The organism is Bacillus sp. ATD, assembly GCF_050585765.1.
Taxonomy (GTDB): Bacteria; Bacillota; Bacilli; order Bacillales; family Bacillaceae; genus Bacillus; species Bacillus stercoris.
This window is the reverse complement of record NZ_JBOBQH010000004.1, coordinates 13,467-38,806: the sequence shown is the minus strand read 5'-3', so window position 1 is coordinate 38,806 and position 25,340 is coordinate 13,467. Positions and strand designations below refer to the sequence as shown.

The window sequence follows — 25,340 nt, the reverse complement described above, 5'->3', positions numbered from 1 at the left end:
AAACCAGTCTTGATAGGGAAAGTTACCTCAATAAAAAGTTTGGGGGAAAGAGAATGAATAAACAATGGACCATTATTTTCGCACTTATTTTTACCTTAATTGTCGCTATTTTTGCAGTCATTAATGTTCGATCCGTAGAAGTTGATTACCTGTTTGGCAGGTCAGAATGGCCGCTTATTCTTGTTATTTTAGGCTCGGTTTTAATGGGAGCGCTCATCGTATTTTCTGTCGGCATTTTTCAGGTAATGAAATTAAAGCGGGAAATCAAAACGCTGCGGAAAGAAAATAGAACTGCAATACATAAACAAGAGGATACCCAGCTTGCTGATCAGACCGACACACAGGATGCTTCAGCCATGATTGAGAAAAAAGACTAGTTTTCGAATATTATTTGAAACCCTTCAGCCTGCTCTAGTATAATAGGGTGGTTGAGGGGTGAATTTATGTTAGCGTCAAAAATGCGATGGGAAATCCAGCGACCAGATCAGGATAAGGTCAAATCACTCACAGAACAATTGCATATAACACCTCTTGTTGCGTCCCTGCTTGTAAAAAGAGGCTTTGATACGGCAGAAAGCGCTAGGCTGTTTTTACATACAAAGGATGCCGATTTTTATGATCCTTTTGAAATGAAAGGCATGAAAGAAGCGGCAGATCGAATAAAACAGGCGATTTCACAACAAGAACAGATTATGATATATGGCGATTATGACGCCGATGGGGTTACCAGTACGACAGTGATGCTTCACACGCTGCAAAAACTATCGGCTCAAGTTGATTTTTATATACCTGACCGTTTTAAAGAAGGATATGGACCTAATGAACAGGCGTTTCGTTCGATTAAAGAACGGGGCTTTTCCTTGATCATTACGGTTGATACAGGAATTGCCGCTGTGCATGAAGCGAAGGTGGCAAAAGAACTCGGACTGGATGTCATCATTACAGATCATCACGAACCGGGACCGGAGCTTCCGGATGTCCATGCGATCGTCCACCCGAAGCAGCCGGGCTGCTCTTACCCGTTTAAAGAGCTTGCAGGGGTCGGAGTCGCGTTTAAGCTGGCCCATGCTTTATTGGGTGAACTTCCGGATGAACTGCTTGACCTGGCGGCAATCGGCACCATTGCTGACCTTGTCCCGCTGCATGACGAAAACAGATTAATTGCAACACTAGGACTTGAAAGGCTTCGGCGGACAAACAGGCTCGGCTTAAAAGAACTGATTAAGCTGTCAGGCGGAGACATCGGAGAAGCGAACGAAGAAACTGTCGGATTTCAGCTCGCTCCAAGGCTGAATGCCGTCGGAAGAATCGAACAGGCGGACCCAGCTGTTCATTTGCTCATGTCAGAGGATTCGTTTGAAGCGGAAGAGCTTGCCGCAGAAATTGACCAGCTGAACAAAGAGCGCCAAAAAATGGTCAGCAAAATGACGGATGAAGCGATTGAAATGGTTGAACGGCAAGGGCTCGATCAAACTGCAATTGTCGTGGCAAAAGCCGGATGGAACCCGGGAGTCGTCGGGATTGTGGCCTCAAAGCTTGTGGACCGTTTCTATCGCCCTGCTATTGTGCTTGGCATTGATGAAGAAAAGGGGATCGCTAAAGGTTCGGCCCGAAGCATCAGGGGATTTAATTTATTTGAGAGCCTTTCTGAATGCAGAGATATTCTTCCTCATTTCGGCGGCCATCCAATGGCGGCGGGGATGACGCTGAAAGCCGAAGATGTGCCGGATTTGCGAAGCAGGCTGAATGAAATAGCGGACAATACGCTTACGGAAGAGGATTTTGTTCCTGTACAGGAAGTCGACCTTGTCTGCAGCGTCGAGGACATTACAGTTGAAAGCATCACTGAAATGAACATGCTTTCTCCTTTTGGCATGCTGAACCCGAAACCGCACGTTCTCGTAGAAAACGCAGTACTGGAAGATGTCCGCAAGATAGGGGCAAATAAAACTCATGTCAAAATGACGATCAAAAATGAGTCGTCTCAGCTTGATTGCGTCGGTTTTAATAAAGGTGAGCTCGAAGAAGGCATCGTACCGGGATCAAGAATTTCCATTGTCGGTGAGATGTCAATCAACGAATGGAACAATCGGAAAAAACTGCAGCTTATGATAAAGGATGCCGCTGTTTCTGAATGGCAGCTGTTTGATTTAAGGGGAAAACGGACGTGGGAAGATACAGTTTCCGCCCTTCCATCTGCTAAACGGGCCATTGTCTCTTTCAAAGAAGACTCAACAACACTTCTTCAAACTGAAGGCCTTCGTCAAGAAGTGCAGGTCATCAGCTCAGAAGATCAAGCAAAGGCGTTTGACCTCGATGGTGCATATATTGTATTGCTGGATCCGCCGCCTTCGTTGGACATGCTCGCACGTTTGCTGGAAGGAAAGGCGCCTGAGCGGATATATTTTATTTTTCTCAATCATGAGGACCACTTTTTATCGACTTTTCCCGCAAGAGACCACTTTAAATGGTATTATGCGTTCTTGCTGAAAAGAGGCGCTTTTGATGTGAAAAAACACGGTTCAGAGCTTGCAAAACATAAAGGCTGGTCCGTTGAAACAATCAATTTCATGACAAAGGTGTTTTTTGATCTCGGTTTTGTTAAAATAGAGAATGGTGTGCTGTCTGTTGTGAGCGGAGCAAAGAAACGTGACTTAACAGACTCACAAACATATCAGGCGAAACAGCAGCTGATGGAACTAGATCAAAAGCTGAATTATTCTTCTGCTGAAGAGCTGAAGGAATGGCTGAATAAGCTGATGAAACAAGATTCAGAGGCTTATGAAAGTACGAGGAGGACATAAAACAGATGGATTTAAAACAATACGTAACAATTGTACCGGATTACCCGAAAGAGGGCGTGCAATTTAAAGATATTACAACACTGATGGATAAAGGCGATGTATACCGCTATGCCACAGATCAAATTGTTGAATATGCGAAAGAAAAGCAAATCGATTTGGTCGTTGGCCCTGAAGCGCGCGGCTTTATTATCGGCTGTCCCGTTGCTTACGCGCTTGGCGTAGGTTTTGCGCCGGTCCGCAAAGAAGGCAAATTGCCTCGTGAAGTAATCAAAGTGGATTATGGCTTGGAATACGGAAAAGACGTATTAACGATCCACAAAGATGCGATTAAGCCTGGTCAGCGTGTGCTTATTACAGATGACCTGCTTGCGACAGGCGGCACAATTGAAGCGACAATCAAACTTGTTGAAGAACTTGGCGGCGTTGTTGCTGGTATCGCTTTCTTAATCGAGCTTTCTTACCTTGACGGCAGAGATAAGCTGGAAGATTATGATATCTTAACATTAATGAAATACTAAGGATAATCGCATAACGAAAAAAGCACTCCATGTCAGGGTGCTTTTTTCCTATTGTTTTGCATTTATTTTATATAATATTTGGCTATTTGAACTTCTGCTCTTTACATCTTTCGTTTTTTTCTTGATAATAAACTACAATACAGTTTACATTTTAAAAAAGGTGATTCCATGGCGAACGAACAAGTATTGACTGCCGAGCAAGTTATTGATAAAGCGCGCAGCTATCTATCTGATGAGCATATCGCATTTGTCGAAAAAGCATATCTGTACGCTGAAGATGCTCACCGCGAGCAATACCGCAAATCGGGCGAGCCATATATTATTCATCCGATTCAGGTTGCGGGGATTCTCGTCGATCTTGAAATGGACCCTTCCACAATTGCGGGCGGATTTTTGCACGATGTCGTGGAAGATACAGATGTGACGCTCGATGACCTGAAAGAAGCATTTTCCGAAGAAGTGGCAATGCTTGTAGACGGCGTAACAAAACTCGGCAAAATTAAATATAAATCTCAAGAGGAACAGCAGGCGGAAAATCATCGCAAAATGTTTGTCGCTATGGCTCAAGATATCAGGGTCATATTGATCAAGCTGGCGGATCGTCTTCACAATATGCGGACATTGAAACATCTGCCTCAAGAAAAACAGCGAAGAATCTCCAATGAAACACTGGAAATTTTTGCTCCTTTGGCGCATCGTCTCGGGATTTCAAAAATTAAATGGGAATTGGAAGATACGGCGCTCCGTTATTTGAATCCTCAGCAATATTACAGAATTGTCAACCTGATGAAGAAGAAACGCGCAGAACGTGAGCTTTATGTCGATGAGGTTGTCAATGAAGTGAAGAAACGTGTCGAAGAAGTGAATATCAAGGCTGACTTCTCGGGACGTCCGAAACATATTTACAGCATTTATCGAAAAATGGTGCTGCAAAATAAGCAATTTAATGAAATTTACGATTTGCTGGCTGTCCGTATTCTTGTGAATAGCATAAAGGACTGCTACGCGGTGCTCGGCATCATTCACACATGCTGGAAACCGATGCCCGGCAGATTCAAAGATTATATCGCAATGCCGAAGCCGAATATGTATCAATCGCTTCATACAACGGTTATCGGGCCTAAAGGCGATCCGCTGGAAGTGCAGATCCGCACCTTCGAAATGCATGAAATAGCGGAATACGGGGTTGCGGCTCACTGGGCTTATAAAGAAGGGAAAGCAGCCAATGAAGGCGCAACTTTTGAGAAAAAGCTTTCTTGGTTCCGTGAAATTTTAGAATTTCAAAATGAATCGACAGATGCAGAAGAATTTATGGAATCGCTCAAAATTGATTTGTTCTCTGACATGGTGTATGTCTTTACGCCAAAAGGAGATGTAATCGAGCTTCCGTCCGGTTCTGTTCCGATTGATTTTTCTTACCGGATTCACTCTGAAATCGGCAATAAAACAATCGGTGCCAAAGTGAACGGAAAAATGGTTACGCTTGACCATAAGCTTCGGACGGGTGATATCGTTGAAATTCTCACTTCTAAGCATTCCTATGGTCCGAGCCAGGATTGGGTGAAGCTTGCCCAAACATCCCAAGCGAAGCATAAGATCCGTCAATTCTTTAAGAAACAGCGACGTGAAGAAAATGTCGAAAAAGGCCGTGAACTGGTCGAAAAAGAAATAAAAAACCTGGATTTTGAATTGAAGGATGTCTTAACACCGGAGAATATTCAAAAGGTTGCTGACAAATTTAATTTCTCAAATGAAGAAGATATGTACGCAGCGGTCGGCTACAACGGCATTACAGCTCTGCAGGTGGCAAACCGCCTAACAGAAAAAGAGAGAAAACAGCGCGATCAGGAAGAGCAGGAAAAGATCGTTCAGGAAGTCACTGGGGAACCTAAGCCATACCCTCAAGGAAGAAAACGGGAAGCTGGTGTTCGCGTCAAGGGCATCGACAACCTCCTTGTCCGTTTATCAAAATGCTGCAATCCTGTGCCGGGTGATGATATTGTCGGCTTTATCACAAAAGGCAGAGGGGTTTCGGTCCATCGCGAAGATTGTCCGAATGTCAAAACGAATGAAGCCCAAGAGCGGCTGATCCCGGTAGAGTGGGAACATGAGTCACAGGTTCAAAAGCGCAAGGAATACAATGTTGAGATAGAGATTCTTGGGTACGACCGTCGCGGATTGCTGAACGAGGTGCTTCAGGCAGTGAACGAAACAAAAACAAATATTTCATCTGTCTCTGGCAAATCGGATCGCAATAAAGTGGCAACCATTCATATGGCGATTTTTATTCAGAACATCAATCACTTGCACAAAGTCGTCGAGCGTATTAAACAGATTAGAGATATCTACTCTGTGCGCCGCGTCATGAACTAAAGGGGTTAGAAAATGAGATTAGTTGTTCAGCGAGTAACAGAAGCAAGCGTTACAGTGGACGAAGAGGTCGTCGGCAAAATTGGACAAGGCCTCATGGTGCTGGTCGGCATCACTCACGATGACACAGAAGAGGATGCAGTTTATTTAGCCGATAAAGTTGTCAATCTCCGTATTTTCGATGACAGTGAAGGAAAAATGAATCTGTCTCTTTTAGATATAGGAGGAGAAATTTTATCTGTCTCACAATTTACGCTTTATGGAGATACGAAAAAAGGGCGCCGGCCGAACTACATGAATGCGGCCAAACCTGATAAAGCTTTAGGTCTTTATGAAAAATGGAATGACCTGCTTCGTGAAAAAGGAATCAAAGTAGAGACCGGAACGTTTGGAGCCATGATGGATGTTCAGCTTACAAACTCCGGACCGGTCACGCTTATAATGGATTCAAAATAAAAAAAGCTGCCAAGAGGCAGCTTTTTTTATTGGAAGTACTTCTCTAATCCGCTTTCGATCCCATCTGTTACTTTTTCTTGGTATGAATTGCTATGTACAATGGCTTCTTCCTGCGGATGGCTTACATATCCCAGCTCATACAGCATAGCGGGCTGTCTGTTTTCCCGGAGCACATAATAATCCCCGAATAACACGCCGCGATCTGGAATGGAAGACCGCTTCACCACTTCAGAGTGTACATCTGATGCGAGTTCCTGATCTTTGGCAGGGCTGTAGTAGTAAGCAGTACTGCCTCTTGTAGAGGTATCCGCATAGCTGTCATAGTGAATGCTGATAAAGGCGTCAGCGTTGCGATAGTGAGACGTGGAGACCCGTGACTGCAGGCTGACAAAGGTATCATCCTGGCGTGTCACATATACATCGGCTCCAGCCGATCTAAGTTTGCTGGCGAGCAGTTTTGCCGTTTTGATCGTCAGGTTTTTCTCGAATTTCCCCGAATACCCGATTGTTCCGCTGTCTTTTCCGCCGTGTCCTGGGTCAACAATAATCGTTTTATTGTTGAGAGAGCCGTTTCCAGACGGGGAATCAGAGACTGGCGGTTCACCTGCTTCTTCTGCGCTTTTAGATGTTTGGACCACCCAATTGGCTACATAAGCAGTCTGCCCGTTATCAAGCTTGATTTCATACCAGCTTCCTTTTGAACCGGTAATGGCGTATGAATCTCCTTTGGCAGCACGCTCAACGATCGAAGCTGATGTTGACGCATCGCTTCTTAAATTCGTTCCTCCGTACATAATATAGGCTTTTTTAGCGGGGGACGAACTGCCTGCATTTGCCGAATTCTCAGCTGGATCAGAATTAGTCAAAAGGTAATGGCTTGCAACCCAGCCTTTCAGCCCATTCACCTCAATGTGAGCCCAGCCATTTTTCTCGTTGAGAACCGTCAGTTTCGTTCCGCGGTCAAGTTTTGTTATAATTGCCGCGTCATGTGAGGCGGAGGCTCTTACATTTAGTGAAGAAACACCGACTGTTCCCGTCGTTGACGCACCGGAATCCTCGGCTTGGTCACTCTCATTAGATGCTGAACTGCTGCCTCCTGACGTGACATACTCAGATGACACCCATCCGGTGGCATTTTGATAGGAAATCTTGATCCAGCCAGAATCTTTATCAATGACAGATGCTTGGCTGCCTTGCGGGAATTTGCCGATAACTTCGTATGAAGTACCCGGGCCGGTTCTCATCCGCAGATCGGGGTCTGTTGATGTCACAGTGTCACTGCTTCCTGAAGAGCTTGTGCTGGCCTGATCTTCCTTTGTAATAAGCCAGGAGACTACCCAGCCTTTTTCTCCGGAACCAAGCTGGATCTGCACCCAGTCTCCATCTTCCTTTAAAATGGGATAGCGTTCTCCCTTTTTTACTTCCGCTGTAATGCCGTAGCTAAGCCCCGGGCCGCTTCTGACATTCATTTCATCTGTTGCGATGACTGCTTCTCCTTGAGCGGCTGTAACGGATGAAAAAGTCGGGATAAGCGCTCCGGTGAAAATAATACATACAATAAGGACAAAGTATTTCTTGCTCATTGTGTCCTCCTTTCAGATGATCATTAAAAAAGCATTCTTGTTTAATATCGTAAAGTCCTTTCTGATTTTTAAATAAAAATAAAATGATTTGTTTATACTAAGCGTAAATACAATCAAAAAGGTGTGCAAATCATGAAATATCATCCAAAAATGGGACGGGCATTTCAAGACGGTGAAGCAAATCTGCATTACAGCGATCACGCAGATCCCGATACGACTGGTTATCTAACGGAAACAGCATCTGAATTTGGTCTTATGTCCAAAGAAGCAGCGCTGAGGAAAAACAACCGGAATAAAGCTTGACAGAGAACCCCAATCCCATTATTATAATAGAAATTGAGTACATAGCAAATGATGAAAGATTTGAACCAATAATGGAGAAGAGTAGGTCAGATTGCATGGCTAGAGAGGAACCCGCCCCAGGCTGAAAGCGGATCCCATTGCGTCTTTCTCGAAACAACACTCCGGAGGTTTCCTGCTGAACGCGTGAATAACGTCATTAGGCAGTGAACGTGAACCTGCGTTAAAGGATCGAGCGGGAATATGAACATATTCCAACTAGGGTGGCACCACGGGTATAACTCTCGTCCCTACTATCATGTATAGTAGGGGCGGGAGTTTTTTTCATTTTCATCATGAACGACAATTGTATATTTTAAAAGGAATACATAAGGAGGTCTACTTATGGGATATAACATTCCAAGAGGAACACAGGATATTCTGCCTGGAGAATCAGATCGCTGGCAGTTTGTTGAACAAATTATGAGAGACACTTGCCGCACTTATCAATATAAAGAAATCCGCACACCGATTTTTGAGCATACAGAACTGTTTGCCAGAGGCGTCGGAGAATCAACAGATATCGTACAAAAAGAAATGTATACCTTCGAGGACCGCAAAGGCAGAAGCCTGACGCTTCGTCCGGAGGGAACAGCTGCTGCGGTTCGCGCTTTTAATGAAAACAAGCTGTTCGCGAATCCTGTACAGCCGACAAAGCTTTATTATGTAGGGCCGATGTTCCGTTATGAACGTCCTCAGACGGGCCGTTACCGCCAGTTTTATCAGTTTGGAATTGAAGCGATTGGCTCGAAAGACCCAGCAATAGACGCTGAAGTGATGGCGCTTGCGATGAGTATTTATGAAAAAGCAGGTTTAGAAAACGTTAAGCTTGTCATAAACAGCCTCGGCGATCAAGCTAGCCGCAAAAGCTACAGAGAAGCGCTCGTGAAACACTTCGAGCCTCGCATCGAAGAATTTTGTTCAGACTGCCAGTCACGGCTGCACACAAATCCGCTTAGAATTTTGGACTGCAAAAAAGACCGTGATCATGAGCTGATGAAATCGGCACCTTCGATTTTGACATATTTAAATGAAGAATCAGCCGCTTATTTTGAGAAAGTGAAACAATACTTAAACGATCTTGGCATTTCGTATGAAATTGATCCGAACCTTGTGAGGGGGCTGGATTATTACAACCACACCGCATTTGAAATTATGAGCAATGCGGAGGGCTTCGGCGCGATTACGACACTTGCCGGCGGCGGACGCTACGACGGACTTGTCGAACAGATCGGCGGACCTGAAGCACCGGGCATCGGATTTGCGATGAGCATCGAACGCCTGCTTGCCGCAATTGATGCTGAAAAAAGAGAGCTGCCTGTTGATAAGGGGATCGACTGCTATATCGTCACACTCGGCGAAAAAGCAAAGGATTATTCTGTTTCATTGGTGTACAAACTGAGAGAAGCAGGCATTTCCAGTGAAATCGATTATGAAAATAAGAAAATGAAAGGCCAGTTTAAGACAGCTGACCGCTTGAATGCGAGATTTATTGCGATTTTGGGTGAAGATGAGCTGGCCCAAAACAAAATCAATGTAAAGGATGCACAGACGGGCGAACAGATTGAAGTGGCACTTGATGAATTTATACATGTAATGAAGGCAAACCAAAAGGGATAAGGAGTGGAACACATTGTTTGGTAGAACATATTATTGCGGTGAAATAACTGAACAAGCAATCGGTGAATCTGTAACGCTGAAAGGCTGGGTCCAAAAAAGACGGGACCTCGGCGGATTGATTTTTATTGACTTGCGTGACCGTACGGGAATTGTTCAAGTCGTTTTTAACCCTGATGTGTCAAAAGAAGCGCTTGCTATTGCGGAAGGCATCAGAAATGAATACGTGCTTGATATTCAAGGGAAAGTGGTGGCGCGTGAAGAGGGGACAGTTAATCCGAATTTGAAAACAGGCGCGATCGAAATACATGCTGATGGAGTGAACGTATTAAATGCTGCAAAGACACCTCCATTTGCGATTTCTGATCAAGCAGAAGAGGTATCAGAGGACGTTCGTTTAAAACACCGTTACTTAGATTTGCGCAGACCGGCTATGTTCCAGACGATGCAGCTGCGCCATAACGTGACGAAAGCTGTTCGCAGCTTTTTAGATGAAAACGGGTTTCTTGATATTGAAACGCCGATTTTAACAGGAAGCACTCCTGAAGGCGCACGTGACTACTTGGTGCCGAGCCGTGTGCATGAAGGTGAGTTCTACGCGCTGCCGCAGTCCCCGCAGCTATTTAAACAGCTTCTGATGGTATCAGGCATTGAACGATATTATCAAATTGCCCGCTGTTTCCGCGATGAAGACTTGCGTGCGGACCGCCAGCCTGAGTTTACGCAAATTGATATTGAAATGTCCTTTATGAGCCAGGAAGACATTATGTCATTGGCTGAGGAGATGATGGCAAAGGTTATGCGTGAAACAAAAGGTGCGGAACTTAAGCTTCCTCTTCCTCGAATGACGTATGACGAAGCAATGAACAAGTACGGTTCTGATAAACCGGATACGCGTTTTGACATGCTTTTGACGGATGTGTCTGACACTGTAAAGGATACGGAATTTAAAGTGTTCTCATCAGCTGTAGCAAACGGCGGCGTGGTCAAAGCCATCAACGTAAAAGGCGGTGCCGGCGACTACTCCAGAAAAGACATCGACGCTCTTGGCGCTTTTGCTGCAAACTACGGGGCAAAAGGGCTTGCCTGGGTGAAAGTTGAGGCAGACGGAGTGAAAGGCCCGATCGCTAAATTCTTTGATGAAGAAAAGCAGTCTAAGCTGATTGAAGCACTTGATGCTGCTGAAGGTGATTTGCTGCTGTTCGGAGCGGATCAATTCGAAGTTGTAGCCGCATCACTCGGCGCCCTGCGCTTAAAGCTTGGGAAGGAACGCGGACTGATTGATGAAAAATTGTTCAATTTCTTATGGGTCATCGACTGGCCGCTATTAGAGCATGATCCGGAAGAAGGCCGTTTTTACGCAGCGCACCATCCGTTCACAATGCCTGTCCGCGAAGACCTTGAGCTGATTGAAACAGCGCCTGAAGACATGAAAGCACAAGCCTATGACCTCGTTTTAAACGGCTATGAGCTTGGCGGCGGTTCAATCCGTATTTTCGAAAAGGATATTCAGGAAAAAATGTTTGCGCTTCTCGGCTTCTCACCAGGAGAAGCGGCTGAACAGTTCGGATTCCTGCTGGAAGCATTTGAATACGGCGCTCCTCCGCACGGCGGAATCGCACTCGGCTTAGACCGTCTCGTTATGCTTCTAGCTGGACGTACGAACCTGAGAGATACGATTGCATTTCCGAAAACGGCAAGCGCAAGCTGCTTGATGACAGAAGCGCCAGGCGAAGTAAGCGATGCTCAGCTTGATGAGCTTCATCTTTCTATCAAGAAAAAAGTTAAGAACTGAATGTGCAGTTCGATTCTTGAAAATCAAAATCGTCTGTGATATGATTTTGACAAGTTAAATAAAGTCCTGATGTGTTAGTTGTACACCTAGTTTTGACCGAACATTTTTTTGATTTGGGAGCCCGCATTTTTAAATGGCGTACATGCCTCTTTTCATTCGGTAAAGAGGACTTACAAGATTTAAAAGAGGGCACCCACCTGCTGAGAGCGGGTTCAAAACAAAGGAAAGCTGCAACGGCACTATTGGGACTTTATTTTTTGTGCGCAGAAAAACGGCTGCTCATGAATCAGCCATTTTATAGATGAAACCAGAATACGAATGTGGAGTGAGGTTCTTGTTACACCAGTTTTCACGCAATGAATTAGCTATCGGAAAAGAAGGCCTTGAAACGCTGAAAAACAGCACGGTGGCTGTGCTTGGGGTTGGCGGAGTAGGGTCGTTCGCGGCGGAAGCTCTCGCGCGGTCAGGCGTCGGCCGCATTCTGCTTGTCGACAAAGATGATGTGGACATTACAAATGTAAACCGACAGCTTCACGCGCTGCTTTCAACTGTCGGACAGCCGAAAGTTGATTTAATGAAGGAGCGGATCGCTGACATTAATCCGGAGTGCGAAGTGATCTCGTTAAAAATGTTCTATACGGAAGAAACGTATGAGCAATTTTTTGACTATAATCTCGACTATGTCATTGACGCGTCAGACACGATTCATTATAAAATCCATTTAATGAAAGAATGTCTGAAACGGGATATTCCGCTCATTTCCAGCATGGGTGCCGCGAACAAAACGGACCCGACACGCTTTCAAATCGCAGATATTTCAAAAACGCACACTGATCCAATTGCGAAGGTCGTCCGTACGAGATTACGCAAAGAGGGCATCAAAAAAGGCGTTCAAGTGATTTTCTCTGACGAAAGCCCGATTGTCATTCGGGAAGATGTCAGAAAAGAAGTGGGAAATGACGAAGCGAAAATCCGTAAAGCAAAAATGCCGCCATCCTCTAATGCGTTTGTGCCGTCAGTCGCAGGTTTGATTATGGGCGGACATGTTGTCATGGATCTTTTAAAAGACATTGAAATCAAACGCGTAAAAGATAAATAACGCATTAAAAACAGCCTTGAAGAGCAAGGCTGTTTTTGTTTTATTTTCTTTTCATTAATTTGTCGTACACCTGCTTTAAGGCGGATTCGAACTTTCCTGTCTGTTTCGGCTTGTAGTATTGCTTATTCTTTAAAGGATCAGGGAGATATTGCTGTTCGACCCATCCATTGTCGTAATTGTGCGGGTATTTATAGTCGATTCCTCTTCCTAATTCCTGAGCTCCTTTATAATGCGCGTCCTTTAAATGCTTCGGTACATCACCGATTTTTCCGGCTCTGATATCAGCCAGAGCCTCATCAATTGCCAGAATGGCTGAGTTTGATTTCGGTGAGAGGCAAAGCTCAATGACTGCGTTGGCCAGCGGGATTCGCGCTTCGGGAAAACCGACTCGCTCAGCGGTCTGAATAGCGTGTAGCACTCTAGGACCGGCTTGCGGACTTGCTAAGCCGATATCTTCATAGGCGATGACGAGGAGGCGTCTTGCGATGCTCTCCAGATCACCGGCTTCAATTAATCTTGCCAAATAGTGAAGAGCAGCGTTGGCATCAGAGCCGCGGATCGATTTTTGAAAAGCGGACAGCACATCATAATGCGCATCACCATCTTTATCGTGAGAAAAGCTCTTTTTCTGCAGACATTCTTCCGCGGTTTCTAATGTAATATGAATCACACCGTCTGCTGACTCCTTCGTTGACAACACGGCCAGCTCAAGTGCATTTAAAGCGGAGCGGACATCTCCTCCGCATCCGTGAGCAAAATGCTCCATCGCCTGATCATCAATGGATACAGAATATGTGCCGAGGCCTCGATGTTCATCATGAAGGGCCCTTTCCAGCGCTTGTTTGATCAGTTCAGGTGTTAACGGCTCAAGCTCAAAAATCTGGGTCCGGCTTCTGATCGCCGGATTAATGGCATGATACGGGTTAGCCGTGGTTGCTCCGATCAAAATGATCATCCCATTTTCTAAATAGGGCAATAGAAAATCTTGTTTTCCTTTATCCAGCCTGTGGACTTCATCCAGAATCAAAATCACCTGGCCTGACATTTTGGCTTCTTGGGCGACGATTTCCATATCTTTTTTATTGTTAATGACAGCATTCAGCTTTCGAAAAGCAATACTTGTCGAACCGGCGATTGCTGTGGCGATTGATGTTTTTCCAATTCCGGGAGGCCCGTACAAAATCATGGATGACAAATGTTTTGCCTGGACCATTCTGCCGATAATTTTATCTTCAGCCACCAGATGCTGCTGGCCGATAATATCCTCTATTTTTGTCGGACGCATCCGATATGCCAATGGCTTCATCTATCATCTCTCCTTACTTAATTACAGGGTAACGGAAAACCGTACATTAGAAAAGGGGAAAGGCCCGTTTCCTTTTGCCTCAATGAAAATTCGCTGAAGGTATGTTATAATAACAGTTGGTCTATTAGATAATAAACGGACGAAACATATAGAAATTACCATTATAAATGTGAAAAATCATGAAATAACAGAGGTGTTCATGTTGAAAATATCAACTAAGGGAAGATACGGGCTCACCATTATGATCGAGCTTGCAAAAAAGCATGGTGAAGGCCCGACTTCATTAAAAAGCATCGCACAGACGAATAATTTGTCCGAGCATTATTTGGAGCAGCTGGTATCGCCGCTCCGTAATGCCGGTTTAGTGAAAAGCATCAGAGGCGCATATGGCGGATATGTATTAGGCAGTGAGCCGGATGCCATTACGGCGGGAGATATTATCCGTGTGCTAGAGGGGCCGATCAGCCCTGTTGAAGTGCTGGAAGATGAGGAGCCTGCCAAGCGTGAACTTTGGATTCGCATCCGAGACGCTGTAAAAGAGGTTTTAGACAGTACAACATTAGAGGATCTTGCCAGCTATACAGACGGAGAGCAAGAAGCTTATATGTTCTATATTTAGATCAGAGGTGTAAACATTATGGAACGGATTTATTTAGATCATGCCGCAACATCTCCGATGGATGAGCGCGTGCTGGAAAAAATGATACCGCATTTTTCAGGAAGTTTCGGTAATCCATCCAGTATTCACTCATTTGGCAGAGAATCTCGAAAATGGGTGGATGAAGCAAGAGTGCAGATCGCAGCAGAAATCGGAGCGGCAGAGCAGGAGATCATTTTTACAAGCGGGGGCACGGAAGCTGATAACTTGGCGATTATGGGAACCGCGCTTGCACGTAAAGATCTGGGCAGACATATCATCACGACAAAAATTGAACATCATGCTGTGCTTCACACATGTGAAAAACTTGAGGAAGACGGATTTGACATAACGTATCTGGACGTTGACCAAAATGGAAGAGTCAGTGCAAAACAGGTGAAAGAAGCACTGCGTGATGATACAATCCTTGTGACAGTGATGTATGGAAATAATGAAGTCGGAACAGTGCAGCCGATCGATGAAATCGGTGAGCTGCTGAAGGAACACAAAGCGTATTTTCATACCGATGCTGTTCAGGCGTTCGGGTTGCTGCCAATTGATGTGAAAAACAGCCATATTGATCTTCTGTCTGTTTCTGGGCACAAGCTCAACGGGCCAAAAGGGACAGGCTTTTTATATGCGAGTAAAGATGTGAAGCTTTCACCGCTATTATTCGGAGGAGAGCAAGAAAGAAAACGCCGTGCCGGAACAGAAAATGTTCCGGGCATTGTCGGGCTGAAAGAAGCGATTAAGCTGTCAAGTGAAGAACGGGACGAAAAAAACGAGAAGTATCAATCGTTTAAAGCAATCTTTGCCGACACGCTTAAAGATGCAGGTGTGGCATTCGAAATCAACGGGGACAAAGAGCATAGTCTGCCCCATGTTCTGAATCTTTATTTCCCCGGTGTGTCAGTGGAAGCGCTGCTGGTCAATCTTGATATGGCGGGTGTCGCTGTCTCAAGCGGTTCAGCGTGCACGGCCGGTTCAGTCCTGCCGTCACATGTTCTGACTGCTATGTTCGGAGAAGAGAGTGACAGGCTGACGTCCTCTATTCGAATCAGCTTCGGCCTCGGCAATACGGCTGAGCAAGTGAAAACTGCTGCCAAACATGTGGCCGACGTTGTCAAACGACTGACACAATAAGGCGGCTTAGTTATTGGAGTGAATGAAATGGAAAAACGGCCGGAGGATACAAGAGTCGTCGTCGGCATGTCCGGCGGAGTAGACTCATCTGTGGCGGCCCTGCTGTTAAAAGAACAGGGCTATGATGTAATCGGAATCTTTATGAAAAACTGGGATGACACGGACGAAAACGGTTTTTGCACGGCGACAGAGGATTATGAAGATGTGATCCGCGTCTGCAACCAAATCGGAATCCCGTATTATGCCGTAAACTTTGAAAAGCAATATTATGAGAAGGTATTCCAATACTTCCTTGATGAATATAAAGCAGGCAGAACACCAAACCCGGATGTACTGTGCAACAAAGAAATTAAATTCAAGGCCTTTTTGGAGCATGCATTGTCACTTGGCGCTGACTATTTAGCGACTGGCCACTATGCAAGAGTAGACAGAAGCGGCGGAAAAGTCAGAATGCTGCGCGGCATTGATGAAAACAAGGATCAAACGTACTTTTTGAATCAGCTGACAGAAGATACGCTGAGCAAAGTCATGTTCCCGATCGGCGAACTTCAAAAAAGCCGTGTGCGTGAAATCGCCAAAGAAGCAGAACTTGCAACGGCGACGAAAAAAGACAGTACAGGCATCTGCTTTATCGGCGAGCGTAACTTTAAAACGTTTCTCAGCCAATATCTCCCTGCACAGCCGGGCGATATGATGACGATGGACGGCGAAGTTAAAGGCCGCCATGACGGGTTGATGTACTACACGATCGGACAGCGTCACGGCCTTGGCATCGGCGGAAGCGGCGAGCCGTGGTTTGCGGTAGGGAAAGATCTTGAAAAGAACATCCTCTACGTAGATCAAGGGTTCCATAACCCGCTTTTATATTCCGACAAAATCACAGCAACAAATATCAGCTGGGTACGTTCGGATATCATGAAGGGCGAAGAGATTTCCTGCACGGCTAAATTCCGTTACCGCCAAGAAGATCATAAAGTGACGGTGCGCATGACTGGTGAAGGTGAAGCGGAAGTCATCTTTGATGAACAAGTCAGAGCTGTAACGCCGGGACAAGCCGTTGTCTTCTATGACGGTGAAGAATGCCTTGGCGGCGGGACAATTGATGATGTGTACAAAGACGGAACAAAATTGTGGTACGTATAAAAGATGAAAAACCTCAACACTGAGTTGGGGTTTTTTAGTGAAAGGAAGATGATCGGTGGATTATAATCAACTCGGTATAGAGGCGATGCAGGAAGGCGATTACGAGAAAGCGGCAGAGGCATTTACAAAAGCGATTGAAGAAAATAAAGAAGACGCGATTCCGTATATCAATTTTGCCAACCTGCTTTCATCCGTAAACGAGCTGGAACGTGCGCTTGCGTTTTATGATAAAGCGCTTGAATTAGACAATAGCGCAGCCACTGCTTATTATGGAGCAGGAAATGTTTATGTTGTAAAAGAAATGTACAAAGAAGCGAAAGACATGTTTGAAAAAGCGCTTCGTGCGGGGATGGAAAACGGCGACCTGTTTTACATGCTCGGAACGGTTCTTGTCAAGCTCGAACAGCCTAAGCTTGCACTGCCATATTTACAAAGAGCGGTTGAGCTGAATGAAAACGATACGGAAGCACGCTTTCAATTCGGGATGTGCTTAGCCAATGAGGGCATGCTGGACGAAGCGCTCAGCCAGTTCGCAGCTGTAACAGAGCAAGACCCCGGGCATGCAGATGCATTTTATAATGCCGGTGTCGCTTATGCTTATAAAGAAAACCGAGAAAAAGCGCTGGAAATGCTGGACAAGGCGATCGATATCCAGCCAGATCATATGCTTGCGCTTCATGCTAAAAAACTGATCGACCCATCATAACAGGCACAGGAGGAGGGACAGCTCGTGCAGCAGCATCCGGATCAGCTTAAACTGGAGGAAGAGCCCTATTTAAAAGGGACAGTTAACACAGTCATCTATCATAATGACACCAATTTATATACGGTTCTGAAAGTGAAAGTAACAGAGACCTCCGAAGCCATAGAAGATAAAGCCGTATCCGTGACGGGCTACTTCCCTGCGCTTCAAGAAGAAGAGACCTACACGTTTTACGGAAAGATCGTAACACACCCGAAATTCGGGCTCCAATTTCAAGCGGAGCATTTTAAAAAAGAGATACCGACGACTAAGGAAGGCATCATACAATATTTATCGAGTGATTTATTCGAGGGAATCGGCAAAAAAACAGCTGAAGAAATTGTGAAAAAGCTGGGCGACAGCGCCATTAACAAAATATTGGCTGACGCTTCAGTGCTTTATGATGTTCCGAGGCTCTCAAAAAAGAAAGCAGACACGCTGGCCGGTGCCTTGCAGCGGCATCAGGGGCTGGAGCAAATCATGATTTCCCTGAACCAGTTTGGCTTTGGCCCGCAGCTGTCCATGAAAATCTATCAAGCCTATGAATCCGAGACGCTTGAAAAGATTCAAGAAAATCCTTATCAGCTTGTGAAGGACGTAGAAGGCATCGGGTTTGGAAAAGCGGATGAGCTGGGCAGCAGAATGGGTCTTTCGGGTAACCATCCTGAGCGGGTAAAAGCTGCGATTCTGTACACGCTTGAAACGACTTGTCTGTCAGAGGGGCACACGTACATAGAAACGGAGCAGCTGATCATCGATACCCAGTCACTGTTAAACCAGTCAGCAAGAGAAGATCAGCGCATCACAGAAATGGATGCCGCTAACGCGATTATTGCTCTTGGAGAAAATAAAGACATTGTCATAGAAGATGGACGCTGTTATTTCCCATCGCTGTTTTACGCAGAACAAAACGTTGCTAAGCGAGTGAAACATATCGCAAGCCAAACTGAATATGATGACCAGTTTCCCGAATCAGAATTTCTGCTCGCTTTGGGGGAATTGGAAGAACGGATGAACGTTCAGTATGCTCCCAGCCAGAAGGAAGCGATTCAAAAAGCCCTTTCCTCGCCGATGCTTCTTTTAACAGGCGGCCCGGGAACAGGGAAAACGACGGTTATCAGAGGGATTGTCGAGCTCTACGGAGAGCTTCACGGTGTGTCACTAGACCCGTCAGCTTATAAAAAGGATGAGGCTTTTCCGATTGTTTTGGCCGCTCCGACAGGGAGAGCAGCAAAACGAATGAGTGAATCAACGGGACTTCCTGCAGTCACGATACACAGGCTGCTTGGCTGGAACGGCGCTGAAGGCTTTTCCCATACAGAGGATGAGCCGATTGAAGGGAAGCTGTTAATAATTGATGAAGCCAGCATGCTTGATATATGGCTGGCGAACCATCTATTCAAGGCGATCCCTGATCATATCCAAATCATCATTGTCGGAGACGAAGACCAGCTGCCTTCTGTAGGTCCGGGCCAAGTGCTGAGAGACCTACTGGCATCCCAGGTGATTCCCACGGTGAGACTGACAGACATCTACCGCCAGGCTGAGGGGTCATCAATCGTCGAGCTTGCCCACCAGATGAAAAATGGATTGCTGCCGAACAATTTGACTGCCCCCACAAAGGACCGATCCTTTATTCGCTGCGGAGGCTCGCAAATTAAAGAAGTTGTTGAAAAGGTTGTCGCCAATGCATTGAAAAAAGGCTATACGGCAAAGGACATTCAGGTCCTCGCTCCGATGTACAGAGGAAAAGCCGGCATCAATGAGTTGAATGTGATGCTGCAGGACATTTTAAATCCTCCGAAAGAAAAACGGAGAGAATTGAAGTTCGGGGATGTTGTCTACAGAACCGGAGATAAAATTTTGCAGCTTGTCAATCAGCCGGAAAACAATGTATTCAACGGAGATATTGGCGAAATTACGTCGATATTTTATGCAAAGGAAAATACAGAAAAAGAAGACATGGCCGTCGTTTCTTTTGATGGCAATGAAATGACGTTTACGAAAAAAGATTTTAATCAATTTACCCATGCGTATTGCTGTTCTATTCATAAATCGCAGGGAAGTGAATTTCCGATTGTGGTTTTGCCTGTTGTGAAAGGCTACTATAGAATGCTCAGAAGAAACCTTCTTTATACCGCGATTACAAGAGCGAAGAAATTTCTCATTTTATGCGGGGAAGAGGAGGCGCTGGATTGGGGCGTTAAAAATAATGATGCAACTGTCAGACAGACCTCCTTAAAAAACAGGCTGTCCGTACAGGTTGAGGAAATGGATGCCGAGCTTGAGGCTCTCCAAAAAGAGCTCCCATTCAGCGTACACGACGCCAATATTGGCATGGAAGGCATTACACCATTTGATTTTATGAAAGAAGAACAGCTATAAACATGCTCCCGTGTAAGCGGGAGTTTTTTTCATTTGCAGTGGAATTGATTTCATCGTATGAGTCTAAGGCGCAAAGCAAAACCTAAGCCTGTTCAACAAAAGGTGGTTGATCACACTTTGAGAACATGCCATGAAGTAGAAGGATTCCCAGTATACTCAGAACGAACTTCTTGTTATCTCGGGGCAATTTCTGATATTTGTTTTTCTCTGCAGGGAGATTGTCTCGGGTTTATTCTTGCACAAAAACGGTTTTTGCATCATCATCATGCGCTATTACGGGCGTGTGATATCTCTTCCGTTCTTGATGACCGCATATTGGCTTCGGTCAGTTCAGAACAGCTTCTGCCTCTTCCGAAATCATGCTTCACATACGAACAGATGAAAATGAAGCTTGTGAAATCGCAAGAGGGGGATATATTGGGGATGCTGGAAGATGTATACTTTTGTTTGGACAGGGGCATAATCGTAGCATATGAACTCTCGGACGGTTTCTTTTCTGACCTGGCGGGAAGCAAGCGCCAGATCCAAAGAGCGGATTCGCTTGTCGAGGTGCGGAAAGACGAGATCGTTCTGAACGGATAGAGGTGTGAGATATGCTTATATGCCCGAATTGCAAAAGTAAGGATATCGGGAAAATCGGCGTGAACCAATATTATTGCTGGGGCTGTTTTATTGAGCTGACAGTGGCGAAAGGGAAAATTGCAACTCATCAGGTGGAAGAAGACGGAACGTTAAGCAGCTTGGATGATTTGTTTTCTGAGGATGAACGCAGCATCAATTTTTAATCATGAAAGGAGATGCGCAGGATGAATCGGACGATGACTTCTCTTTTGGCAATGGGAGCCGGAGCTCTCGTGTACCGAATGGCGACTCAATCTGACATGCTGAATAATCGAAGCATGAAGCGGATGAGAAGAAGAATGATGAAAATGTTTTAATGCAAAAAGGATACTCTCTAAAGAGTATCCTTTTCTATATTTGCCGGACAGAAAGGAAGTAATTGACTGCCACATACATAAATGCCGTAAGTAAAAAGATCGAAAAAAATAACCGCCGTCTGATCAGTTCGGGCAGAGCAATCACAACAGCAAGCGATGTATCTAATGGGCGGAACCATGCAGCGGAGCGCTTGCGGCATGAAAAGAACAAAGTCAGTGTAGCTCATCCTGGTGGAGCACGACGCTTCTATCAGCCGCTTCAGGTAATTTCAAATAGCATAGCGGATTTAAAAACACACTAAACGATCTGAAAAAATGTCCACGACTTATGACTGGCTGAAAACATAAAAGAATAATTCTGTGTAAACCTCAAAAGATATAGGTGAGGTGAAAGCAGATGCTTCAAAAACCGGTGCAGCTTTTGTTATGGGTGGCCATTTGTTTGCTGGTTCTGTTAACAGTCTACGTCTTTTTTATGCTTGATATGTTATGGACACCCTTTTGGTACGTCATAAAAACGATCTTTATTCCTTTGATTATTTCCATTTTTATATCTTATTTATTGCTTCCGGTCACGGAATGGCTGCATGGCAAAGGATTGCCTAGGACTTTGAGCATCTTGGTGATTTATGTTCTTTTTTTTGGCGGGATTGGCTGGGCGCTGTATAAGGGGGTGCCTGTTCTCATCGTGCAGCTGACGGAGTTGTCAGAAAATATACCGATGTTTGCCGAAACGTATAACGGGCTCCTTCTTCATGTGCATAATCATACGGATGATTGGCCTGATGGTATGCATCACCGTATAGATAAAATGATCAGCCAGACGGAGGCGTTTTTTGCTGGAACGATCGAGGGTGCGATCAGCGGAATCCGAAACGTGCTTGATTATTTCTTAATTGCGGCAACGATCCCTTTTCTTGTGTTTTATATGGTAAAGGACATTGAGCTAATGAAAAAGACGGTATGGTACCTGACTCCGAAGTCGTGGAGAAAGCGAGGCAGCGCCTTTTTGCGCGATGTGGATGACTCTCTTGGAGATTACATCCGCGGGCAGCTTTTGGTCTGCTTGATTCTCGGCGTGATTGCCGGCTTTACGTTCTGGGTATTTGGGCTTCCGTATCCGCTGATACTCGGCCTTATCTCTGGGATCACGAATGTCATTCCGTATTTTGGGCCTTTCATTGGAGCTGTTCCTGCATTGTTAATTGCGATGACGATCTCAGTGAAGGCGGTTCTTGTTGTGGTGATTACGGTGTTTATTCTGCAGTTTATGGAAGGCAATATCCTTAGTCCGTTCATTGTCGGCAGAAGCCTTAAAATGCATCCGGTCGTAATCATGCTTGCGCTCCTCGCCGGAGGGGAGCTTGCGGGAATCGTCGGGATGATTCTGGCTGTTCCTGCGACGGCTGTTTTAAAAGTGATGATGATCCATTTTTTGCGGATGAGGACAGAGCATTGACATTGGCGTGCCGCTTGTCTATAATTTCTCGTAGAATACATACGAATCTCGAGTGACGGATCTGAGTACGCCGAAGCCCTGTTAAAGAGAGAAGCTCCATAAGCTGAAAGGAGCTTTAGCAGAAGATCGGAGGAAGCTAATCCTGAGTGCAGTTAATCACTGCCGCACATCCTGCGTTACAGGGTTTAAGGTGACGGGCGAATGAAGCCCGTAATCAGGGTGGTACCGCGAGACAGCTCTCGTCCCTGTGTAAACGTTGGTTTGCATAGGGGGAGGGCTTTTTTGCTGTCACTGAAGAGAATTTCGATTTTTATAGAGGAGGAAATACAATGAAACACTTAACTTCTGCGGAAGTGCGTCAAATGTTTTTGGATTTCTTTAAAGAAAAAGGGCATGCGGTAGAGCCAAGCGCGTCATTAGTGCCTCATGAGGATCCTTCACTGCTTTGGATCAACAGCGGTGTTGCGACGCTGAAAAAATATTTTGACGGCCGTGTCGTGCCGGAAAATCCAAGAATCGTAAACGCTCAAAAAGCGATCAGAACAAACGATATAGAAAATGTAGGTAAAACTGCGCGCCATCACACTTTCTTTGAAATGCTCGGAAACTTTTCCATCGGCGATTATTTTAAAGAAGAAGCCATTACATGGGCTTGGGAGTTTTTAACGAGCGATAAGTGGATCGGCTTCGACAAAGAGCTTCTCTCAGTTACGGTTCACCCTGAGGATGAAGAAGCGTATGAGTTTTGGGCGAAAAAAATCGGTATTCCTGAAGAAAGAATCATCCGTCTGGAAGGGAACTTCTGGGATATCGGTGAAGGGCCGAGCGGACCGAACACGGAGATTTTCTACGACCGCGGTGAAGCATATGGTAATGATCCAGAAGATCCGGAGCTTTACCCAGGCGGAGAAAACGACCGTTACTTAGAAGTATGGAACCTTGTGTTCTCAGAGTTCAACCATAACCCTGACGGCACGTACACACCGCTTCCGAAGAAGAACATTGATACAGGCATGGGACTTGAAAGAATGGTATCTGTCATCCAGAATGTTCCGACAAACTTTGATACCGATTTGTTTGTTCCGATCATCAAAGCAACAGAATCGATTTCTGGTGAAACATACGGCAAAGACAATGTGAAGGACACTGCGTTTAAAGTGATTGCCGACCATATCAGAACAGTTGCCTTTGCTGTCAGTGACGGGGCGCTGCCGTCAAATGAAGGCCGCGGCTATGTATTAAGACGCTTATTGCGACGTGCCGTCCGTTATGCCAAAACGATCAACATCCACCGTCCGTTCATGTTTGATTTAGTGCCGGTTGTCGCAGAAATCATGGCTGATTTCTATCCTGAAGTGAAAGAAAAAGCGGATTTCATCGCAAAAGTCATTAAAACCGAGGAAGAACGGTTCCATGAGACCCTTAATGAAGGGCTTGCGATCCTGTCAGAAATGATCAAAAAAGAAAAAGACAAGGGCAGCAGCGTCATCTCAGGTGCTGATGTGTTTAAACTGTATGATACGTATGGATTCCCGGTTGAACTGACTGAAGAATACGCTGAAGACGAGAACATGACGGTTGACCATGAAGGCTTTGAGGAAGAAATGAACCAGCAGCGTGAACGGGCAAGAAACGCCCGCCAGGATGTCGGCAGCATGCAGGTGCAGGGCGGCGCATTGCGCGACGTGACCGATGAAAGTACATTTGTCGGCTATTCTCAAACCAAAGCTGATGCCAATGTCATTGTGCTTCTTCAGGACGGCCAATTAATCGAAGAGGCTCATGAAGGCGAAAGCATTCAATTCATTCTTGATGAAACACCGTTCTATGCAGAAAGCGGAGGTCAAATCGGCGACAAAGGCTATCTCCGCAGCGAGCAGGCAGTTGTGAGAATTAAAGATGTCCAAAAAGCGCCGAACGGCCAGCATGTGCATGAAGGTGTTGTGGAGAGCGGTACTGTTCAAAAAGGCTTGCATGTTACTGCTGAAGTTGAAGACCATATGAGAAGCGGCGTCATTAAAAACCACACGGCAACGCATTTATTGCATCAGGCTCTAAAAGATGTTCTTGGAACTCATGTCAATCAGGCGGGCTCTCTTGTAACTGAAAACCGTCTTCGTTTTGACTTCTCACACTTTGGCCAAGTGACAAAAGAAGAGCTTGACCAAATTGAAAGAATCGTAAACGAAAAAATTTGGGCGAGCATCCCGGTCAATATTGATTTGAAACCGATCGCTGAGGCAAAAGAAATGGGTGCGATGGCTCTGTTCGGCGAAAAATATGGCGATATTGTCCGTGTCGTTCAAGTTGGGGATTACAGTTTAGAGCTGTGCGGCGGCTGCCATGTCAGAAATACAGCAGAAATCGGCTTGTTTAAAATCGTTTCTGAATCTGGAATCGGGGCAGGCACAAGACGGATTGAAGCTGTAACGGGGCAAGGCGCTTACGTTGAAATGAACAGCCAGATTTCTGTATTGAAGCAGACTGCTGACGAGCTGAAAACAAATATCAAAGAGGTGCCGAAACGGGTCGCGGCTTTGCAGGCAGAACTGAAGGAAGCACAAAGAGAAAATGAATCTCTTCTTGCGAAACTAGGCAACGTGGAAGCAGGAGCGATCCTGTCGAAAGTAAAAGAAGTTGGCGGCGTAAACGTGCTTGCGGAAAAAGTTAATGCAAAAGACATGAACCATCTCCGCACAATGGTTGATGAACTCAAAGCAAAGATTGGCTCTGCGGTGATTGTGCTTGGTGCGGTACAAAACGATAAAGTAAATATTTCTGCCGGAGTCACAAAGGACCTTATTGAGAAAGGCCTTCATGCCGGCAAGCTGGTTAAACAAGCTGCGGAAGTTTGCGGCGGAGGCGGCGGAGGCCGTCCGGACATGGCGCAGGCAGGCGGAAAACAGCCGGAAAAACTAGAGGAAGCTTTGGCTTCTGTAGAAGATTGGGTGAAATCCGTTTTATAATTCGCCCATGTAGTGTAGAATGATGGTAAGATTAGGACCC

General features: G+C 45.5%; 21 protein-coding genes, 1 other RNA gene, 1 pseudogene and 1 other annotated feature. Of the genes and pseudogenes, 20 read left to right on the top strand and 3 right to left on the bottom strand.

Features of this window, described 5'->3' with window-relative positions; genetic code table 11:
- Positions 1–53 precede the first annotated feature (53 nt).
- From ACQXR1_RS10765 to dtd, 5 genes are all read left to right on the top strand, one after another.
- Entirely contained in the window at positions 54–377 is a 324-nt protein-coding gene (locus ACQXR1_RS10765) for a LapA family protein (RefSeq protein ID WP_040082297.1), read from the top strand.
- Positions 378–443: 66 nt separating this feature from the next.
- Positions 444–2,804: a single-stranded-DNA-specific exonuclease RecJ gene (recJ, locus tag ACQXR1_RS10760; RefSeq protein WP_430772098.1), complete on the top strand. Its 2,361-nt coding sequence runs from the start codon at positions 444–446 to the stop codon at positions 2,802–2,804.
- Between the two features lie 5 nt (positions 2,805–2,809).
- The gene (locus tag ACQXR1_RS10755) at positions 2,810–3,322 is read left to right on the top strand and encodes an adenine phosphoribosyltransferase (protein ID WP_014477521.1); all 513 of its coding nucleotides are present in this window, start codon (positions 2,810–2,812) and stop codon (positions 3,320–3,322) included.
- Between the two features lie 168 nt (positions 3,323–3,490).
- Positions 3,491–5,695 carry a GTP diphosphokinase gene (relA, locus tag ACQXR1_RS10750; RefSeq protein WP_003229747.1) on the top strand — a complete coding sequence of 735 codons (2,205 nt, stop codon included), beginning with the start codon at positions 3,491–3,493 and terminating at the stop codon, positions 5,693–5,695.
- A gap of 12 nt (positions 5,696–5,707) precedes the next feature.
- Positions 5,708–6,148: a D-aminoacyl-tRNA deacylase gene (dtd, locus tag ACQXR1_RS10745; RefSeq protein ID WP_103030742.1), complete on the top strand. Its 441-nt coding sequence runs from the start codon at positions 5,708–5,710 to the stop codon at positions 6,146–6,148.
- Between the two features lie 26 nt (positions 6,149–6,174).
- Here the strand turns inward: dtd and ACQXR1_RS10740 are convergent, their stop codons facing one another.
- The gene (locus ACQXR1_RS10740) at positions 6,175–7,731 is read right to left on the bottom strand and encodes an SH3 domain-containing protein (protein ID WP_227098870.1); all 1,557 of its coding nucleotides are present in this window, start codon (positions 7,729–7,731) and stop codon (positions 6,175–6,177) included.
- A 132-nt stretch (positions 7,732–7,863) separates the two neighbouring features.
- Between ACQXR1_RS10740 and ACQXR1_RS10735 the strand changes: the two genes are divergently transcribed.
- The 5 genes from ACQXR1_RS10735 (at position 7,864) to ACQXR1_RS10715 (ending at position 12,581) form a co-directional block, all read left to right on the top strand.
- Complete coding sequence (locus ACQXR1_RS10735) at positions 7,864–8,034, top strand: YrzK family protein (protein ID WP_014664807.1); 171 nt, start codon at positions 7,864–7,866, stop codon at positions 8,032–8,034.
- 59 nt (positions 8,035–8,093) lie between these two features.
- Positions 8,094–8,326 (top strand) — a binding site (T-box leader).
- An 89-nt stretch (positions 8,327–8,415) separates the two neighbouring features.
- Positions 8,416–9,690: a histidine--tRNA ligase gene (gene hisS / locus ACQXR1_RS10730; RefSeq protein WP_071581517.1), complete on the top strand. Its 1,275-nt coding sequence runs from the start codon at positions 8,416–8,418 to the stop codon at positions 9,688–9,690.
- A gap of 13 nt (positions 9,691–9,703) precedes the next feature.
- Positions 9,704–11,482 carry an aspartate--tRNA ligase gene (gene aspS / locus ACQXR1_RS10725; RefSeq protein WP_430772097.1) on the top strand — a complete coding sequence of 593 codons (1,779 nt, stop codon included), beginning with the start codon at positions 9,704–9,706 and terminating at the stop codon, positions 11,480–11,482.
- Between the two features lie 60 nt (positions 11,483–11,542).
- Positions 11,543–11,735: non-coding RNA, 6S RNA (ssrS, locus tag ACQXR1_RS10720), on the top strand.
- Positions 11,736–11,816: 81 nt separating this feature from the next.
- Positions 11,817–12,581: a tRNA threonylcarbamoyladenosine dehydratase gene (locus tag ACQXR1_RS10715; protein WP_134975265.1), complete on the top strand. Its 765-nt coding sequence runs from the start codon at positions 11,817–11,819 to the stop codon at positions 12,579–12,581.
- A gap of 40 nt (positions 12,582–12,621) precedes the next feature.
- On the opposite strand, the gene ACQXR1_RS10710 is transcribed toward ACQXR1_RS10715, so the two are convergent.
- Positions 12,622–13,887, bottom strand: coding sequence for a replication-associated recombination protein A (locus ACQXR1_RS10710; protein ID WP_071581515.1), 1,266 nt, complete (start codon positions 13,885–13,887; stop codon positions 12,622–12,624).
- A gap of 202 nt (positions 13,888–14,089) precedes the next feature.
- Between ACQXR1_RS10710 and cymR the strand changes: the two genes are divergently transcribed.
- The 8 genes from cymR to ACQXR1_RS10670 all read left to right on the top strand — a co-directional run bounded on the left by cymR (position 14,090) and on the right by ACQXR1_RS10670 (position 20,875).
- A complete protein-coding gene (gene cymR / locus ACQXR1_RS10705; protein ID WP_003225879.1) occupies positions 14,090–14,506 on the top strand; it encodes a cysteine metabolism transcriptional regulator CymR in 417 nt (138 codons plus the stop codon).
- An 18-nt stretch (positions 14,507–14,524) separates the two neighbouring features.
- Positions 14,525–15,667 (top strand): cysteine desulfurase family protein, encoded by a 1,143-nt coding sequence (locus tag ACQXR1_RS10700; protein ID WP_071581514.1) that lies wholly within the window; start codon positions 14,525–14,527, stop codon positions 15,665–15,667.
- A 27-nt stretch (positions 15,668–15,694) separates the two neighbouring features.
- On the top strand, positions 15,695–16,810 hold the full coding sequence (mnmA, locus tag ACQXR1_RS10695) for a tRNA 2-thiouridine(34) synthase MnmA (RefSeq protein WP_004398509.1): 1,116 nt from the start codon (positions 15,695–15,697) through the stop codon (positions 16,808–16,810).
- 85 nt (positions 16,811–16,895) lie between these two features.
- On the top strand, positions 16,896–17,516 hold the full coding sequence (locus ACQXR1_RS10690) for a tetratricopeptide repeat protein (protein ID WP_202926392.1): 621 nt from the start codon (positions 16,896–16,898) through the stop codon (positions 17,514–17,516).
- Between the two features lie 24 nt (positions 17,517–17,540).
- A complete protein-coding gene (recD2, locus tag ACQXR1_RS10685) occupies positions 17,541–19,937 on the top strand; it encodes an SF1B family DNA helicase RecD2 (RefSeq protein WP_430772096.1) in 2,397 nt (798 codons plus the stop codon).
- 57 nt (positions 19,938–19,994) lie between these two features.
- A complete protein-coding gene (locus ACQXR1_RS10680; RefSeq protein WP_082032957.1) occupies positions 19,995–20,519 on the top strand; it encodes a hypothetical protein in 525 nt (174 codons plus the stop codon).
- Between the two features lie 11 nt (positions 20,520–20,530).
- A complete protein-coding gene (locus ACQXR1_RS10675) occupies positions 20,531–20,722 on the top strand; it encodes a hypothetical protein (RefSeq protein WP_003225893.1) in 192 nt (63 codons plus the stop codon).
- A 21-nt stretch (positions 20,723–20,743) separates the two neighbouring features.
- Positions 20,744–20,875 (top strand): DUF3918 family protein, encoded by a 132-nt coding sequence (locus ACQXR1_RS10670; RefSeq protein ID WP_014664797.1) that lies wholly within the window; start codon positions 20,744–20,746, stop codon positions 20,873–20,875.
- A 34-nt stretch (positions 20,876–20,909) separates the two neighbouring features.
- On the opposite strand, the pseudogene ACQXR1_RS10665 reads toward ACQXR1_RS10670, so the two are convergent.
- Positions 20,910–21,135: pseudogene (locus ACQXR1_RS10665) on the bottom strand (amino acid ABC transporter permease); the annotation flags it as partial.
- 137 nt (positions 21,136–21,272) lie between these two features.
- Between ACQXR1_RS10665 and ACQXR1_RS10660 the strand changes: the two are divergent.
- Together ACQXR1_RS10660 and alaS are read left to right on the top strand one after the other, a co-directional pair.
- Positions 21,273–22,334 (top strand): AI-2E family transporter, encoded by a 1,062-nt coding sequence (locus ACQXR1_RS10660; protein WP_040082305.1) that lies wholly within the window; start codon positions 21,273–21,275, stop codon positions 22,332–22,334.
- A 329-nt stretch (positions 22,335–22,663) separates the two neighbouring features.
- Complete coding sequence (alaS, locus tag ACQXR1_RS10655; protein WP_040082306.1) at positions 22,664–25,300, top strand: alanine--tRNA ligase; 2,637 nt, start codon at positions 22,664–22,666, stop codon at positions 25,298–25,300.
- Positions 25,301–25,340 lie beyond the last annotated feature (40 nt).

Coding starts and splice junctions, on each gene's coding strand:
- ACQXR1_RS10765 (WP_040082297.1), top strand. CDS start 54: ATGAATAAACAATGGACCATTATTTTCGCACTTATTTTTACCTTAATT.
- recJ (WP_430772098.1), top strand. CDS start 444: ATGTTAGCGTCAAAAATGCGATGGGAAATCCAGCGACCAGATCAGGAT.
- ACQXR1_RS10755 (WP_014477521.1), top strand. CDS start 2,810: ATGGATTTAAAACAATACGTAACAATTGTACCGGATTACCCGAAAGAG.
- relA (WP_003229747.1), top strand. CDS start 3,491: ATGGCGAACGAACAAGTATTGACTGCCGAGCAAGTTATTGATAAAGCG.
- dtd (WP_103030742.1), top strand. CDS start 5,708: ATGAGATTAGTTGTTCAGCGAGTAACAGAAGCAAGCGTTACAGTGGAC.
- ACQXR1_RS10740 (WP_227098870.1), bottom strand. CDS start 7,731: ATGAGCAAGAAATACTTTGTCCTTATTGTATGTATTATTTTCACCGGA.
- ACQXR1_RS10735 (WP_014664807.1), top strand. CDS start 7,864: ATGAAATATCATCCAAAAATGGGACGGGCATTTCAAGACGGTGAAGCA.
- hisS (WP_071581517.1), top strand. CDS start 8,416: ATGGGATATAACATTCCAAGAGGAACACAGGATATTCTGCCTGGAGAA.
- ACQXR1_RS10710 (WP_071581515.1), bottom strand. CDS start 13,887: ATGAAGCCATTGGCATATCGGATGCGTCCGACAAAAATAGAGGATATT.
- ACQXR1_RS10700 (WP_071581514.1), top strand. CDS start 14,525: ATGGAACGGATTTATTTAGATCATGCCGCAACATCTCCGATGGATGAG.
- mnmA (WP_004398509.1), top strand. CDS start 15,695: ATGGAAAAACGGCCGGAGGATACAAGAGTCGTCGTCGGCATGTCCGGC.
- ACQXR1_RS10690 (WP_202926392.1), top strand. CDS start 16,896: ATGCAGGAAGGCGATTACGAGAAAGCGGCAGAGGCATTTACAAAAGCG.
- ACQXR1_RS10680 (WP_082032957.1), top strand. CDS start 19,995: ATGAGTCTAAGGCGCAAAGCAAAACCTAAGCCTGTTCAACAAAAGGTG.
- ACQXR1_RS10675 (WP_003225893.1), top strand. CDS start 20,531: ATGCTTATATGCCCGAATTGCAAAAGTAAGGATATCGGGAAAATCGGC.
- ACQXR1_RS10670 (WP_014664797.1), top strand. CDS start 20,744: ATGAATCGGACGATGACTTCTCTTTTGGCAATGGGAGCCGGAGCTCTC.
- ACQXR1_RS10660 (WP_040082305.1), top strand. CDS start 21,273: ATGCTTCAAAAACCGGTGCAGCTTTTGTTATGGGTGGCCATTTGTTTG.
- alaS (WP_040082306.1), top strand. CDS start 22,664: ATGAAACACTTAACTTCTGCGGAAGTGCGTCAAATGTTTTTGGATTTC.